Origin of the sequence: Dyella sedimenti (assembly GCF_022760995.1) — a bacterium.
GTDB classification, from domain to species: domain Bacteria; phylum Pseudomonadota; class Gammaproteobacteria; order Xanthomonadales; family Rhodanobacteraceae; genus Dyella; species Dyella sedimenti.
Window position 1 is genome coordinate 13,727 of record NZ_JAKWJO010000001.1, and the last position, 15,043, is coordinate 28,769.

The 15,043-nt window shown below is 68.7% G+C and carries 17 protein-coding genes; 12 read left to right on the forward strand and 5 right to left on the reverse strand.

Annotation, left to right across the window (positions count from 1 at the left end; all coding sequences use genetic code 11):
• Complete coding sequence (gene lipA / locus MJ605_RS00075) at positions 1 to 999, forward strand: lipoyl synthase (RefSeq protein WP_243038645.1); 999 nt, start codon at positions 1 to 3, stop codon at positions 997 to 999.
• 7 nt (positions 1,000 to 1,006) lie between these two features.
• On the forward strand, positions 1,007 to 3,256 hold the full coding sequence (locus MJ605_RS00080; protein WP_243038646.1) for a carboxy terminal-processing peptidase: 2,250 nt from the start codon (positions 1,007 to 1,009) through the stop codon (positions 3,254 to 3,256).
• Positions 3,257 to 3,333: 77 nt separating this feature from the next.
• On the opposite strand, the gene MJ605_RS00085 is transcribed toward MJ605_RS00080, so the two are convergent.
• From MJ605_RS00085 to MJ605_RS00095, 3 genes are all read right to left on the reverse strand, one after another.
• Positions 3,334 to 3,669 carry a hypothetical protein gene (locus tag MJ605_RS00085; protein WP_243038652.1) on the reverse strand — a complete coding sequence of 112 codons (336 nt, stop codon included), beginning with the start codon at positions 3,667 to 3,669 and terminating at the stop codon, positions 3,334 to 3,336.
• A gap of 74 nt (positions 3,670 to 3,743) precedes the next feature.
• The gene (gene ubiM, locus MJ605_RS00090; protein WP_243038653.1) at positions 3,744 to 4,949 is read right to left on the reverse strand and encodes a 5-demethoxyubiquinol-8 5-hydroxylase UbiM; all 1,206 of its coding nucleotides are present in this window, start codon (positions 4,947 to 4,949) and stop codon (positions 3,744 to 3,746) included.
• Positions 4,950 to 5,052: 103 nt separating this feature from the next.
• Positions 5,053 to 6,288: an MFS transporter gene (locus MJ605_RS00095; protein ID WP_243038655.1), complete on the reverse strand. Its 1,236-nt coding sequence runs from the start codon at positions 6,286 to 6,288 to the stop codon at positions 5,053 to 5,055.
• Positions 6,289 to 6,479: 191 nt separating this feature from the next.
• Between MJ605_RS00095 and MJ605_RS00100 the strand changes: the two genes are divergently transcribed.
• Positions 6,480 to 6,782: a DUF3247 family protein gene (locus MJ605_RS00100; RefSeq protein ID WP_243038657.1), complete on the forward strand. Its 303-nt coding sequence runs from the start codon at positions 6,480 to 6,482 to the stop codon at positions 6,780 to 6,782.
• 21 nt (positions 6,783 to 6,803) lie between these two features.
• On the opposite strand, the gene MJ605_RS00105 is transcribed toward MJ605_RS00100, so the two are convergent.
• Entirely contained in the window at positions 6,804 to 8,009 is a 1,206-nt protein-coding gene (locus MJ605_RS00105) for an acyltransferase family protein (protein WP_243038658.1), read from the reverse strand.
• Positions 8,010 to 8,164: 155 nt separating this feature from the next.
• Between MJ605_RS00105 and MJ605_RS00110 the strand changes: the two genes are divergently transcribed.
• The 3 genes from MJ605_RS00110 to MJ605_RS00120 all read left to right on the forward strand — a co-directional run bounded on the left by MJ605_RS00110 (position 8,165) and on the right by MJ605_RS00120 (position 10,449).
• Complete coding sequence (locus tag MJ605_RS00110) at positions 8,165 to 9,052, forward strand: LytTR family DNA-binding domain-containing protein (protein WP_243038659.1); 888 nt, start codon at positions 8,165 to 8,167, stop codon at positions 9,050 to 9,052.
• A gap of 167 nt (positions 9,053 to 9,219) precedes the next feature.
• Positions 9,220 to 9,939, forward strand: coding sequence for a hypothetical protein (locus tag MJ605_RS00115; protein ID WP_243038660.1), 720 nt, complete (start codon positions 9,220 to 9,222; stop codon positions 9,937 to 9,939).
• 63 nt (positions 9,940 to 10,002) lie between these two features.
• Positions 10,003 to 10,449, forward strand: coding sequence for a DUF6491 family protein (locus tag MJ605_RS00120; RefSeq protein ID WP_243038662.1), 447 nt, complete (start codon positions 10,003 to 10,005; stop codon positions 10,447 to 10,449).
• A gap of 15 nt (positions 10,450 to 10,464) precedes the next feature.
• Here the strand turns inward: MJ605_RS00120 and MJ605_RS00125 are convergent, their stop codons facing one another.
• Complete coding sequence (locus MJ605_RS00125; protein WP_243038664.1) at positions 10,465 to 11,286, reverse strand: ferritin-like domain-containing protein; 822 nt, start codon at positions 11,284 to 11,286, stop codon at positions 10,465 to 10,467.
• Positions 11,287 to 11,639: 353 nt separating this feature from the next.
• Between MJ605_RS00125 and MJ605_RS00130 the strand changes: the two genes are divergently transcribed.
• The 6 genes from MJ605_RS00130 (at position 11,640) to MJ605_RS00155 (ending at position 15,036) form a co-directional block, all read left to right on the forward strand.
• Positions 11,640 to 12,098 (forward strand): hypothetical protein, encoded by a 459-nt coding sequence (locus tag MJ605_RS00130; RefSeq protein WP_243038666.1) that lies wholly within the window; start codon positions 11,640 to 11,642, stop codon positions 12,096 to 12,098.
• 157 nt (positions 12,099 to 12,255) lie between these two features.
• Positions 12,256 to 12,804, forward strand: coding sequence for a hypothetical protein (locus MJ605_RS00135; protein WP_243038667.1), 549 nt, complete (start codon positions 12,256 to 12,258; stop codon positions 12,802 to 12,804).
• Between the two features lie 80 nt (positions 12,805 to 12,884).
• Positions 12,885 to 13,637 carry a DUF2884 family protein gene (locus MJ605_RS00140; RefSeq protein WP_243038669.1) on the forward strand — a complete coding sequence of 251 codons (753 nt, stop codon included), beginning with the start codon at positions 12,885 to 12,887 and terminating at the stop codon, positions 13,635 to 13,637.
• 106 nt (positions 13,638 to 13,743) lie between these two features.
• On the forward strand, positions 13,744 to 14,184 hold the full coding sequence (locus tag MJ605_RS00145; RefSeq protein WP_243038671.1) for a PA2169 family four-helix-bundle protein: 441 nt from the start codon (positions 13,744 to 13,746) through the stop codon (positions 14,182 to 14,184).
• 148 nt (positions 14,185 to 14,332) lie between these two features.
• Entirely contained in the window at positions 14,333 to 14,605 is a 273-nt protein-coding gene (locus tag MJ605_RS00150; RefSeq protein ID WP_243038672.1) for a DUF2845 domain-containing protein, read from the forward strand.
• A 110-nt stretch (positions 14,606 to 14,715) separates the two neighbouring features.
• The gene (locus MJ605_RS00155; RefSeq protein ID WP_243038674.1) at positions 14,716 to 15,036 is read left to right on the forward strand and encodes a DUF2845 domain-containing protein; all 321 of its coding nucleotides are present in this window, start codon (positions 14,716 to 14,718) and stop codon (positions 15,034 to 15,036) included.
• Positions 15,037 to 15,043 lie beyond the last annotated feature (7 nt).

Here is a 15,043-nt window from a genome sequence, read left to right on the forward strand (position 1 = left end):
ATGAGCGATATGTCCACCTCCAAGGCCATCCCGATCAGCGTCGTCGCCGGCGCGCCCGACAAGCAGCTGGGCAACGACAAGATCGCGCTGAACCGTGCCGGCTTCGACACGGCCAAGCCCATGCTGCGCAAGCCGGGCTGGATCCGCGTGCGCCTGCCGCAAGGCAACGCCGTGCAGCAGCTCAAGGCACGCCTGCGCGAGAACGCGCTGGTCACAGTGTGCGAGGAGGCCTCCTGCCCGAACATCCACGAGTGCTTCAGCAAGGGCACGGCGACGTTCATGATCCTGGGTGAGGTGTGCACCCGCCGCTGCTCGTTCTGCGACGTGGCCCACGGCCGCCCGGCCGCGCCCGATCCGCTGGAGCCGGCGCGGCTGGCCGAGACCATCCGCGACATGCGCCTGAAGTACGTGGTCATCACCTCGGTGGACCGCGACGACCTGCGCGACGGCGGCGCCGAGCATTTCGCCGCGTGCATCCGCGCGGTGCGCCACGCCAGCCCGGACATCCGGATCGAGATCCTCACGCCCGATTTCCGCGGCAAGGGCCGCATGGAGCGCGCGCTGGAAGTGCTCAAGGACTTCCCACCGGACGTGTTCAACCACAACCTGGAAACCGTGCCGCACCTCTACCGCGAGGTGCGCCCGGGCGCGGACTACCAGTGGTCGCTGGACCTGCTCAAGCGCTTCAAGGCGCAGCACCCGGACGTGCCGACCAAGTCCGGCATCATGCTGGGCCTCGGCGAGACGATGGAGCAGGTGCTGGAAACCATGCGCGACTTGCGCACGCATGACGTCGAGATGATTACCATCGGCCAGTACCTGCAGCCCACGCCGCACCACCACCCGGTGATCCGCTATTGGACGCCGGACGAATTCGAGACGCTGCGCGAAGCCGGCGAGGCGATGGGTTTCCATCACGTCGCCTCCGGTCCGCTGGTGCGCTCGTCCTACCATGCCGACCTGCAGGCTCATGCCGCGGGCGTCACCCAGCACGTCTAAAGGCCCTATGAAACTGCGCCCCTCGCTTGCCCTGCTGCTAGCCCTTGCCGTCACCGCCGTCGGTGTCCACGCGCAGTCCGCCGCCGACCTCGCCGACGACAACGCGCCGCGCAAGTTCTCCACGCTGCCGCTCAAGGCCACCGTCACCCAGGCGCAGGCGGCGCAGCTTTCCGCGCGCTTCCTCACGCGCTTCCACTACGACGCGCAGCCGCTTGACGATGCGATGTCGCAGAAGATCTACAAGGCCTACCTGGACAGCCTCGACGGCGAGAAGGTGTTCTTCACCCAGGCGGACCTGGCCAAGTTCGAGCCGCTGAAGACGCAGCTGGACGACGCCATCTGGAACCAGGACCTGTCCGGCCCGTTCTCGCTGTTCAACTTCTACGTGCAGCGCGCCATCGAGCGCATGAACTATGCGCGCGGCCTGCTCGCCAAGGGCTTCGACTTTTCGACCAGCGAGAGCTACAACTACGACCGCAAGAATGCGCCGTGGCCCAAGGACCAGGCCGAGCTGGACACGCTGTGGCGCGAGCGCACCATGAACGACTGGCTGCGCCTGAAGCTCGCCGGCAAGAACGACGACGACATCCGCAAGACGCTGGACAAGCGCTACGCCGGCTACATCGACCGCGTGCGGCAACTGGACGGCGAGGACGCGTTCCAGTCCTTCATGAACGCCTATGCCGAATCCACCGACCCGCACACCGACTACCTCGGTCCACGCGCGGCGGAGAACTTCGACATCGCCATGAAGCTGTCGCTGGAAGGCATCGGCGCGGTGCTGCAGACACGCGACGAATACACCCAGATCCGCGAGGTGGTGCCGGCCGGCCCGGCCGCCAAGTCGGGCAAGGTCCACGTCGGCGACCGCATCGTGGCGATCGGCGAGGGCACCAGCGGCCCGATGGTCGACGTGATCGGCTGGCGCGTGGACGACGTGGTCAAGCGCATCCGCGGCAAGAAGGACACTACCGTGCGGCTGGAGATCCTGCCGGCCGACGCCGGCGTGGACGGCAAGCACGAGCTGGTCACCCTGGTGCGCCAGAAGGTGAGCATCGAGGAACAGGCGGCCAAGAAGAAGGTCATCGAGATCAAGGACGCCGGCGTCACCCGCAAGATCGGCGTGATCGACCTGCCCAGCTTCTACTCCGACTTCGGGGCCCGCCGCGAGGGCGACAAGAACTTCAAGAGCGCCACCCGCGACGTGGCCAAGCTGCTCGGTGAACTGAAGGCCGAGGGCGTGGAAGGCGTGGTGATGGACCTGCGCAACAACGGCGGCGGCTCGCTGGCCGAGGCCGACGACCTCACCGGCCTGTTCATCGACCAGGGCCCGGTGGTGCAGGTGCGCGATGCGCGCGGCGAGGTGCAGGTGCAGGGCGACGACGAGCCGGGCATGGCCTGGAGCGGCCCGATGGCCGTGCTGGTCAACCGCGGTTCCGCCTCGGCCTCGGAGATCTTCGCCGCGGCGATCCAGGACTACGGCCGCGGCCTGATCGTCGGCCAGCCGACCTTCGGCAAGGGCACCGTGCAGAACCTGGTGGACCTGGACCGCTTTACCCGCAACAACAGCGAGAAGCCGCAGTTCGGCGAGCTGAAGATGACCATCCAGGAATTCTTCCGCATCAACGGTGGCTCCACCCAGCTGAAGGGCGTGACGCCGGACATCCAGTTTCCCAGGAACGGTGACGAGAAGGACTTCGGCGAATCCACCTACGACAACGCGCTGCCGTGGACGCAGATCGCGCCGGCCGACTACAAGCCGGTGGCGAACCTGAAGGCCTACCTGGGCCAGTTGCAGGCCAAGCACGATGCGCGCACGGCCACCGCGCCGGGTTGGAAGCTGATGCTCGACGAGCTGGCGCAGTACCGCAAGATGCGCGACAAGACCACCATCTCGCTCAACTTCGCCCAGCGCGAGACCGAGCGCAAAGAGCTGGATGCCATCCAGGCCGACTTCCGCGCCCGCCACAAGGCCATCGACGGCGATGTGGACGGTGACGACGAGGTGGCGTTGGACGATGGCCTCAACGCCAACGAGCGCAGCCTGAAGACCGAGCTGAAGCAGGAGAAGGACGCCAAGAAGGCGGCCGATCCGCAGCTGGACGAAACCGCGCACATCCTGTTCGACGCGGTGGGCCTCATCAAGGGCGATGCCAAGCTGGCGGCGGAAGTGCTGCCCTACGGCGGACGTTTCTCCAACGTCGCCGCGGCCTCGGCGGCAGCGACGGAGAAGCCGCAGCCCCCGGTCGCGCACTGACGCCGGGCTTCCTTCGGGGCGAGAAAGAAAAAACCCGCCTTCCGGCGGGTTTTTTTATCGTGGACCGGGGCCAAGCCTCAGTCCTCGTCCTGGCCGCGGAACAGGTGGCGCAGCAGGAAGAACGCGCCCACCGTGCCGGCGATGATGGCGGTGGTGGCCACCGGGTGGCGCGACACATGGCGACGCAGCCGGCGGTACTGGTAGTTCGCCTCGTCGGCGAAATCCTCCGCGGCGTGGCCGAGGCGCCGCGCATAGGTGCCTCGGTTGTGCCCGAAACGGCGGCGCGCCTCGCGGCCACGCTCGATCAGATCGCCCGCGCGGTCGGCGGCCTGGTCGGCATAGTGGCGCACGCGGTCGCTCACCCGTTCGCGGACGCCGTTGATGCTGTTTTCGATGTCGTAGTGTCGGCTCATGGCGTCCTCCTTGCAGTAAGCATTGACGTTGCCAGCGTGAACGTGAGCGGTGCGTAAATATCCCTGCCGCTCGTTCATGCTGACGCGGCAGGTACCGAGCAGCGACCGTGCCCGTCGGCGGCGAGCATGCGCGCCAGGGTCAGGCGGAACGGGGGCGTGGCCTGGCTGGCCTGCAGCAGCGCGCCGCGGATGAGCCGCGCGGGCAGGCGATCGTCGGTGAACAGTTTCACGATGCCGAGCGTGGCCAGGTAAAGCGGGCGAGTGGCCAGCCGGTGCGCGTGCTGGTAGCGACGCAGCAGGTCATAGGCGGCGATGTTCTCTCCGGCAGCGTGCGCCTGCCGGATCTCCCGGGCCAGCGTCTCCACGCTCAGCAGTCCCAGGTTGAAGCCATGCGCCGTCACTGGGTGCATGCCCACCGCCGCATCGCCGATCAGGGCCAGGCGCGACATCACGAAGCGGCGGGCGTAGGTGGCGACCAGGGGATAGGCATGCCGGGTGCTGGTCAGGCGCATCCGGCCGAAGCGTCCCTGGAAGCGGCGGTGCATCTCCTCGCCGAAGTGCTCCTCGTCCATCGCCAGGAGCGACTTGATCGCCTGGCCCGGCAGGGTCAGCACCACCGAGGCCTCGCCATGGTGCAGGGGCAGCAGGGCCAGGGTCTGGCCGTGGTCGAACCATTCCAGCGCCTCCTGGCCGTGAGGTTTTTCCAGAGCCATGCGGCACACCAGCATGCTCTTGCCGAAGTCGTGCATGTCCGCGGCGATGCCGGCGTCGCGGCGCAGCTGCGAGAAGCGGCTGTCGGCGGCGATCACCAGGCGGGCCTCCACGCTGGTGCCGTTGCCCAGCGTCAGCCGGGGCAGTTCGCTGGCCATCGACAGGGCGCTGACCGCGGTGTCGCAGACGAGGGTGAGGTGGGGCACGTCCTCGATGGCCGCGTAGGCGGCGCGACGGATGCGGTCGTTTGGCACCAGGAAGCCCAGCTCGGCTTCGCCGGTGGTGCTGGGCACCACGTTGAGGCCGCGCAGCGAGCCGCCGTTGAGCACGCGCGCGCTGCGCAGCGGCGAGACGTCGGCCGCGCCGAGGTGGTCCCACAGGCCCAGCTCGCGCAGGATGCGCACCGAGCGCTGGGTCAGGGCGATCTCCCGGCCATCGAATGGCGGTTCGCGCAGCGCCGCCAGCGGTTGCTGTTCGACCACCATGATGCTCAGGCCGGTGTCGGCCAGCGACCTGGCCATGCACAGGCCGGCGGGGCCCGCGCCGACCACCACGATATCGACGTTCATGGGGTGTAGCTCATCCATGCAGGGGAAAACCGCCCCATGCTAGGGACACTCCCGGGCTCGGCCATGATGTCCGTCAATTGACGGACCTGCGCCGACGGGCGGTTCAGGGCGTGTCGGCGCCCGCAGGCGCCAGGGCGAGTTCCGGCTCGGCGTGCAGCCGCTGGCGCCGCCGCAGCGTCGGGAACAGCGCCATCCACAGTCCCACCACCAGCAGCGTGCCGACGCCGCCGATCAGCGTGGCGTTGACCGCGCCCAGCCAGGCGGCCAGCAGGCCCGACTCGAACTCGCCGAGCTGGTTGGAGGTGTTGATGAAGATGGCGTTGACCGCGCTGACGCGGCCGCGCATGTCGTCGGGCGTATCCAACTGCACCAGCGCGCCGCGGATCACCATGCTGACCATGTCGAACGCGCCCAGCGCAAACAGGGCCGCCAGCGACAGCCACAGCGTGGCGGAGACGGCGAAGACCAGCGTGGCCACGCCGAAGCCGGCCACCGAGGCGAACATGATGGGTCCCACGCGCCGTTCCATGGTGTGGTGCGCCAGCCACAGCGACATCAGCAGCGCGCCGACCGCCGGCGCCGCGCGCAGCAGGCCCAGGCCCCAGGGGCCGGTGTGCAGGATGTCCTTCGCGAAGATCGGCAGCAGCGCGGTGGCGCCGCCCAGCAGCACCGCGAACAGGTCCAGCGAGATCACGCCCAGCACGTCCGGGCGCCGGCGGATGAAATGCACCCCGGCGAACAGGCTCTTGAGCGTGGCCGGCTCGCGCCGCGGCTGCGCGTGCTCGTAGCGCAGGTGCGCCATCAGCAGCACCGCCGCCAGGTACAGCAGCGCGCACACGGTATAGACCGTGCCAGCGCCGGCCACGTAGAGCAGGCCGCCCACCGCCGGACCCATGATCATCGCGGCCTGGCCGGCGGCGGCGCTGGAGGCCATCGCGCGCGGCAGGGTGGACGAGGGCACCAGGGCGGGCAGCATCGATTGCATCGCCGGGAACTCGAACGCCTTGGCCACGCCGATCACGAACACCAGGGCCAGGATGATGGCCTCGTGGGCCAGGTGCGCCAGGCTGATCGCGGCCAGCACGGCGATCGCCAGCATGTCCACCCACTGGCCCAGCAGTACGATGCGCCGCCGCTCGAACTGGTCGGCGACGTGGCCGGCCGGCAGCGCCAGCACCACGGACGGGAAGAACTGCACCAGCCCGATCAGGCCCAGGTCCAGCGCCCGGCCCGTGATGGCGTAGATCTGCCAGCCCACCGCCACCGACAGCATCTGGAAGCCGAAGCCCGAGCAGATGCGCGCCAGCCAGAACTGGACGAAGGCCGGGTGTGAACGCAAGGCATCCGCCGGAGAGGGGGCGGTGGGAGAGGGCATCGGGGGCGGCATCCTTGGGCAGACCCCGCATTATCGGCGGCTGAAGGGTGGCGGCAAGCCGGCCCGGGTTTCACGCCGCTGTTCCCCCGCCTTGACCGGGGCTTGCGCCGACGGTGCTAGCGTCGGTGACACACAGCGGACAGGCGAGGTGAGCCATGGGCCAATTTGCCGAGAGCGTTTATACCGATCCCATGCAGATCCGCCATCTGGAGGCGCTGGTGGAGGAACTCCCGACCAACGGCCATGTGGTGCTGGTGCTCAACGACGGCAGCAGCTATGACGGCGTGGTATGCGAGCGCCCCAACGTGCAGGTGTTCCGCGACAGCCAGGCGAAGGAAGGCATCAACGGGGTGGTGCGGCTGGAACGCCCCGACGTGCCGTACTGGAACTGCTACGTCTGGCTGGGCGACATCCACCGGGTGGAGCATCTGGACTCCACCCTGGGCAGCGAGACCTGAGCGTCCCGCTGCCGTCATCGCTCATGCCCGCGCCAGGCCTGCCGAGGGCTCCCGCGCGCGGCGGACCTTGGGCCGCGCATCCAGGCCGAACAGCGGGCGCAGCCAGGGCGAGCGCCGGATCACCAGTTCATGCAGCGCCGCGCAGCCGACGACCGTGCCGGCCAGCACCAGGGCGGGTTCCAGCACCGGACCCAGCCCCAGCGGCAGCAGCCAGTGGGCCGCCGCCAGCATCACGCTCTGGTGCAGTACGTACCAGGGAAACACCGCCTCGCGGGCGTACGGCAGCCAGCGGAACGGGCGGTTGAGGTACTGGTGGCCATAGCCGAGCACGGCGGCAATGGCGGCCCAGGCATAGACGAAGCGCAGGGCGTACATCAGGAAGTGCGCCGCAGGGTGGACCGGCAGGGGCAGCCAGCTGCCCGCCTGGTTGATCGCGTAGTGCAGCGCGAAGCTCGCCGCCGCCAGCAGCAGGGCATGTCGGCGCAGCCGGGCCAGTTCGCTCCACAGGCCCCGGTCGGTGCCGAGCACGTAGCCGTACAGGAACACCGTGGCATAGCCCGCATGCGCGTACCAGTCGTTGAACAGGGCATGGGTGGTCGGGTAGCGCGCGCCCAGCCACAGGCCGTAGGCCAGCAGCGGCAGGGCCGGCAGCACCAGCAGGGCAGGGCCACGCAGCCGGCGCAGCGCGGACAGCGCCCGCTGGCCCCACGGCGACTCCAGCGCGGGCAGCAGCGCGATCAGCAGCAGGGTGTACGCCCATACATAGGGCAGGTACCACAGGTGGTTCCAGGTGAAGCCGTACTGCCAGCCGTCGAAGGCACCCGCCGGCCAGGGGCCACCGGTCCAGTAGCGCAGCAGGAAATGGCCGAAGCCCGGCGCCACCAGGCCATTGGCCACGCCCTGCGCGTAGGGCTGGATGGGCACCACCACGGCGATGCCGAACGCGAGCGGCAACAGCAGCCGCACCGTCCGCTTCCAGGCCAGCGCGGGCAGGCTGAGGCGGCCGCGCAGGAAATGCACGGCCAGGCCCGAGATCAGGAACAACAGGTCCATGCGCCAGAAGCCGGAGGCCAGCATGGGGTACGCCAGCCAACTGGCGAGATAGCGGCTCTTGAGATGGAAGGCCCAGTCCTGCGCCGGGGCCACGTACAGCATGCCCAAGTGGTAGAGGATCAGCAGGCCGAAGGCCAGCACGCGCAAGGCATCGATATCGTGGCGGCGGTTCATGGCGGAACTCCGGGAAAGGGAGAACTGCATGGTCGGGCACGGAAGCGTCCACGGCAGCCGCCAAGTGATTGATGGCCGGCCCCCGGGGACGAATGGAGGGGTGGCGGGACGAATTGCACGGGGGAAGGCGGCCCCGTCTGCGTAGAATCGCCGGCATGACGACACGGGCGGGTTTCGACTACCAGGACTTCCAGCGCTGGCGGCGGCCTTTCGAGGTCGGCTTCTGGGTCGTCACGCTCACCGCCAACACACTTTTTAACGGGCTGGTGTCCTGGTTCGACCACGTGTACCACCGCCGGGTGGTCGCCAACCTGGAGCCGTGGATCTGGGAATCGAGCAGCAGCCTGGTGATGCTGGCCCTGGTTCCCCTGGTGGTCGTGGCCACCAGGCGCTGGCCGGTTCGCCTGGACACCTGGCGGCGGAACCTCAAGGTCCATCTGCTGCTGACCGTTCCCTTCTGCCTGGTACACGTGCTCGGCATGGTGGGGCTGCGCACGCTGGCCTACCTGGCGCTGGGCAGCCATTACGACTTCGGCGACTGGCCGGTCGAGCTGTTCTACGAGTACCTGAAGGATTTCCGCACCTATGCCCTCTTCATCGCGCTGATTTCCTTCTATGGCTTCTTCCTGCGCCGCCTGCAGGGCGAGGCCACGCTGCTGGCCGAGCCGGACGAGGGGCCGCCGGTGGAGCCGGTGGACCGGCCCGAGCGCTTCCTGGTGCGCAAGCTGGGCAAGGAATTCCTGATCGCCGCGCGCGAGATCGAATGGCTGCAGGCTGCCGGCAATTACGTCAACCTGCATGTGCGCGGCCGCGATTACCCGCTGCGCGCCACCATGGCCGGCATCGAGGAGCGGCTGGACCCGGCGCGCTTCGTGCGCGTGCAGCGCAGCTACCTGGTCAACCTCGACTACCTGGCCGAGATCGAGCCGCTGGACACCGGCGACGCCCGGCTGACCATGCGCGACGGCGCCAGCCTTCCCTGCAGCCGCCGCTACCGCGCGCAATTGCGCGAGCGCTTCGGCGAGGCGTCCCTCGGCGTCTGACGCCCAGGGCTGTGGGAGCGCACCCTGTGCGCGACGGCGTCATCCCTGCTTTTGCCACGGTCGCGCACAGAGTGCGCTCCCACAGGGCGACGTTCACTCCCTTGGGAGTTGCGCAAGGCCGCCCTGCGTTTCACTCTAGGCGCCCTCACGCCATCGGATGCCTGCCCATGAACCTGCCACGCCTTGGACTCGTCGCCGCCACGCTGCTCGCCATCGCGGGGTGCTCCCAGTCCGGCGACCAGGCCCAGGCGCCGCAGCCCGCCCAGGCGCCAGCCGACGCATCCGCGCAGAAGCTCGACACCTATCGGCAACTGGTGCGCATCGGCAACGACGAGATGGCGGTGACGATGGGCAAAGAGATCGTCAGCCGCTATCCCGGCAGCGCCGCCGCGCAGGAAGTGCAGCAGAGCCTGCCGGCGATCGAGAAGCGCTATACCGAGAACAGCGAGAAGAACCGCCTGGCCGGCCTATGGCTGTACCAGGTCTCGCCGATGGCCGGCGGCACGCAATCCACCGCCACCATCTACAGCAGCCAGCCCGCCGGCGACGACCGCGTGCGCCTGGTGCTGCGCCGCCACACCGAGTGGGGCCAGAGCGCGTTCCTGTTCAGCAGCGGCCACGGCTTCGTGTGCAAGGCCAACTGCACTCTCAAGGCCAGCTTCGACGGCAAGCCGGGCGGCATCAAGGCGTTCGCGCCCAGCACGGGCGAGCCGGCGCTGCTGTTCAACGACGACAAGGGCTTCATCGCCCAGTTGGAGAAGGCGAAGAAGATCACCATCGACGTGACCCTGCAGGACGGCGAGAAGAAGGAAACCCTGGTGTACGAGGTGGGCGGCTTCGATCCCGCCAAGTGGCAGCCGGTGGCCAAGTCCGCCAAGAAGAAGTAACCGCGTCCACCCCCTGGCGGGCCCGTGCGTTTGCACGGGCAGCTCTTACGGAGATACCAGTCCATGGCAGTCAAACCCTTCCTCGCCACGTTTGCCATCGCTGCGCTGCTGGCCGGCTGCGCCAGCGTCGGCAAGCAGTACGAGGCGCGCCTGCAGGCACGCCAGCAGGCCTACGCCGCCGCCGCGGGCGCGCCGGTCAACAGCTTCCACTACGTCAGCCTGTGGTCGTGGGAGCCGCTCGGCGACGACCAGTTGGCCGTCTATACCCGTTCCAACGAGGCCTGGCTGCTGGACCTGGACGGCAAGTGCCGCAACCTGCAGTTCACCAACCACATCGGCCTGACGTCCAGTGTCAGCGAAGTCTCGGCACGCTTCGACCGCGTGCTGACCGGCCCGGGCGATCCGCCGTGCTTCATCAAGCAGATCCGGCCGGTGGACATCGCCAAGCTCGATTCGCCGCAGCAGGGCAAGCCGCGCGAGGTGGAGGAAGCACCGCGGCCGGCGAAGTAGTACGCGGCGCCGCCTTCAGTGCAGGAACAGCTTCTCGGCGATCTTCGCCAGCGGCTTTTCCATCGCGTTCTGCAGCCGGGCGGGAAGGTCCAGCGGCTTGAGCAGCATCTTCACCGTCATCTCGGCCGGGATGTTCCGGCGCAGTAGCGCCTGCGCGCGGCCGGTGACGCGGCGGAACTCGGCCTCGTTTTCCTTGTGCTGCGGATAGCACTGGTTGAACACGTGGCGCAGCGCCACGTCGCTGTCCTCGCTCTTGATCTCGTTGACGCGGCGCAGGATGGCGCGGAACACCTTGTAGCGGCCCAGGCCCTCGCGTTCGCGGTACAGCCGGAAGTGCTGGTAGAAGTGCTTGTAGTGCCGCACCTCGTCGCTCTTGATGTGGTTGGTGAGCTGCTTGAGCACCGGCTCGTCGGTGATGTCGTTGAGTGCGCGGTAAAGGCTGGCGGTGCCGGTCTCCACCACGCAACGCGCCGCCAGCTCCAGGCCCCGGCTGGGTTCCAGCTGCTCGTTGGTGCACATCGCGCCGTATTCGCTCCAGAACGAGGCGAAGCCGCGTTCCCAGTCGAACTCGGGCCATACCGCCTTGACATAGGTGGCCAGGGCGCGACCATGTTGCAGCTCCTCGTGCTCCCAATGCTGGCTCAGCCAGGTCTGCAGTTCCTCGTCGCCGGCGAAGTAGTCGACCAGGTTGTGGGTGTACAGATCCGAGCCGCTTTCCACGAAGGAGGCGCTGCACAGCAGGAAGAACAGGTCCTCGTTCTGGCGTACGCGCTGGGTTTCGATACGGCTGAAGTCCAGACTTTCCAGGGTCCAGGGCAACGAAGTGGCGTAGTTCACGCGGGCATTCCTGTGCGGGCCAGGGCCGGTCGCCGGGGCGTGGCGCCGGCCTGGCATGACGTTAGTGTGACAACAGGATACGACGAGGCGACCCCAAGGGAGTAACGCGGGCTGACCCGTACCGTTGTCTCCGGGGGCCCGGCGATGGGTCGGCGGATGGCGGTCGCCGGTATGTGGACGCGCCAAGGCACCTCGCTGGTGTTGGCCAGCCCCGGGAATGCGCGCTTTCCACATGGCGTTCACGGGCACTGCCGAGGATGGACCCCAGCGGCCGCTTGTCCTGCTGCGTTCAGGATCGCGGGTCACAATGAAAGCGGCCGTTCGACGTTTTCATTCACAGCAAGGAGATGACGATGATGAAGCGTACGTTTGCCATGGCCGCCCTGGCGGTGGCCTGCACCGGTGCCATGACGGCCTTCCCCGCCACGAAGGCGCAGGCGGCGGAGGCCGAGGTGAAGTGCACCCTGTCCTTCAGCCTCTCGGGCTGGTCGGTGATCTACAAGCATGCGGAGGGCAGCGGCACGGTGGTGTGCAACAACGGCCAGCGCGCCCACGTGAAGATCAGCGTGAACGGCGGCGGCCTGACTGCCGGCAAGTACCGCATCGACAACGGCAAGGGCGACATCAGCCATGTGCGCAGCATCGACGACGTGTTCGGTGACTACGCGCAGGCCGGCGCCGAGGCCGGCGTGGTCAAGAGCGGCGAGGCGCAGGTGCTGACCAAGGGCACCACGTCGCTGGCCCTGCACGGCAGCGGCGAGGGCATCAATCTTGGCATCTCGGTGGGGCAGTTCTCGATCACCCGCAAGTAATGGCCGTTGCCGCCGGGCACGCGAAGGGCGCCGCAGGGCGCCCTTCGTTTGGGTTGCGCGTACACTTGCCCGGTTTTCGCCCGGAGTACCACCCCATGCGCCTGTCCCCGTTGTCGATGATGCCGGCCGCCCTGGCTGTGCCCAAGGCGGTGTCCCGATGCTGCTGACGACCCGGCGCACCCCCGGCGAGGGCCTTGCGCCATGGCGCATCGTCGCGTGGCTGCTGCTGTTGCTGGCGGCCTATGGCTGCCTCCAGTACACCCTGCACGCCGAGCGCCTGTGGCGCACGCTGGCGCAGCTACCCACGGCCAATACGGGCGATATCGCCCAACTGCACAAGATGCTGGCCTGGGACGTGGGCTATTTCATGGCCGCCTTCGCCCTGGTGGTGATCTGCGCCGGGGCCATCCTGCGCCAGGCGTGGGCGCGCTCGGCCCTGCAACTGGCTTCGGTGCTGCTGGCGCTGGCCTGGGGACTGGCGGGCGGGCTGCTGTTGCTGTCGCAGTGGCGCGAGTTCAGCCAGGCCGTCCAGCTCACCAACGACCAGGCGCCGCTGGACGAGGCCTCCCGGCTGGCGCTCGACCATGTGCGGCGCAGCTTCTACATGGCGCTGGCCCTGAAGGCCGTGGCCGTGCCGGTCCTGCTGTGGCTGGCCTGGTACCTGGGGCGGCCACAGGTGCGTGCGGGGTTTCGCCGGCCGCGCTGAAACCTGTGGCCGGACGGTTCAGCAAGGGTTGCCGCGGCACGGGGTATCGCTGCGGCGTCCTCCGCTTTCCCGCGAATGCCATGATTGCGCGCCGCCTGTCGCTGATCCTGTCCCTGATGTCCGCCAGCCTGCCGCTGTCGGCGCAGGACCTGGCCACCACTTGCCATGCCATCAGCAGCTACGACCTGACGGTGGCGCCGGATCGCCTGCTGTTCGACCGCCCGCAACCGCAGCCCCGCCAGGTGGAACTGCGCGACGGCAGCCTGCTGACCGATGGCGCCGCCGTGCGCCTGCGGGCGGAGGACCAGGACCGCCTGGCCGTGTTCGAGCGCGAGCTGCGCGAGCTGGTGCCACGCGTGAAGGCCGTGGCCGCCCGTGGCGTGGACTTGCTGGCCTCGGCCATGCACGACGAAGGCGCCCGTCTGTCGCTCGACGAGGGTACCCGTGCCGAGCTGGATCGGCGCATCGCCACGCGCGCCGCGGAACTCAAGCAGCGCATCGCCGCCAGCAACAGCACGCATGACTGGCAGGGCAACCTGGCGGACCAGTACGCCAACCAGCTGGCCGCTGACCTCTTGCCGCTGCTGGCCAACGACCTGGGCCAGCAGGCCATGAACGCCGCCATGACCGGCGACGTGCAGGCGGCCGCCAACCTGCGCAACACCGCCGCCGACCTCACCGGCCAGCTGCGCCCGCGGCTGGAGCAGCGCATGCGGGCGCTTCAGCCACAGGTCCAGGCGCTGTGCCCGGCCGTGCAGCGCCTGGCCGAGTTGCAGCAGGGCATCCGTGGCGCGCGTGGCCAGCCGCTCGATCTGCTCGATCTGGGGCGATAGAACGAAGGCTGAGCGGGCGTGGACGCCGCTGCCCGGATTAACCTTCTACTAAGCGGCCAGGGCCGAGGATGCACCCGCAAGCTTCGAAGATGCAGGAGGCGACTTCGTGTCGCAGGTTCGAGTACCGCGCTACAACGCCCTGATCCGTCGCGGCATCGATGACCGCGAGCTGTACCGGCGTGCCCTCACGCAGGTGCGCGAGCCCGGCTTGCAGGCTCTGCTGGCGGAGAACGTGCAGACGCTCGATGCCCTGATCGGCGACCTGCAGGCCCAGGTACAGGCCGGCGGCCACACCCCGGCCCACCATGGAACCCTGGCGGGCGCGGTGCGCAACGCGCTGGCGGAGATGACCGCCGGCTTGGCTTCCAACCGCGATGCCGCCTGGGTGCATTGCCTGGCGCGCAACGAATGCAGCTTGCTGCACCAGTTCGAGCGGCAGGCGGCGCACGCCTCGGACGAGGCCGCGCGCGTGCTGGAGGTGCAGCTGTCGCGGCTGCACGGCATCCACCGGGACATGCACTGCCTGGCCGGCACCACGCACGGCTGAGCCGGGCCCGGTGCGGGGTGCATTCCTGCACAGGTGCCCGCGGCCGCCATGATGTGATACACACCACATCGGAAGTTCCTCCTCCCCCTCGCGACGTCGAACCGGGATGGCTGTCCGTGCCTCATCCCGCCCCGACAAGGAGTTCATCATGCGCCGTTGTCTTGCCATTGCATTGCTTTCGTTGAGCCTGGCGGCGCACGCCGGCAATACCTACCGCGTCGGTTCCGAGGTGCTCACCGTGGGCGACAGTGCCGTGCGCACCATCCAGCTGATGGGCAAGCCCGACTACAAGGAGCCGGTGGAGAGCGACTTCGGCGGCTACCAGGGCGAGCGGTGGCAATACCTGCGCGACGATGGCCGCATCGTCATCGTCACCATCATCAGCGGCAAGGTCGCCGACATCCAGGACCGCGTGCGCTGAGCGCATGGCCTACGCGGCCGTGCGGCATGCACGCCTGCCGACGGGATCACCCGCGCCACTAAGGTGGCGTCGCCGCGCATGAGGCGCGGCGACGGACAAGGATGCGGGGCATGCGTGGATGCGGCTGGGTGGTGGTGTTGATGCTGTGGGCGCTGGCCGCGCAGGCGGGCAGCGGCACCTTGCGGGTGGGCAGCCAGGTACTGGTGGTGGGCGACAGCGCGGCGCGGGTGATGGAACTGCTCGGCAAGCCAGCCTATCGCTCGCGCGCCGCCACGGTGGACAGTTCGCGCCAGGCGCGCGGCCGCGGGGTGCGCCGGACGCGCAGCCGTACGCAGGCTGGCGAGCAGTGGCAATACCGCGACGGCCGCCGCCTTATCACGGTCGTGGTGGTGGACGGCAAGGTCAGCGCCATCCGCGACGACGGGCGTTGACGCGCGC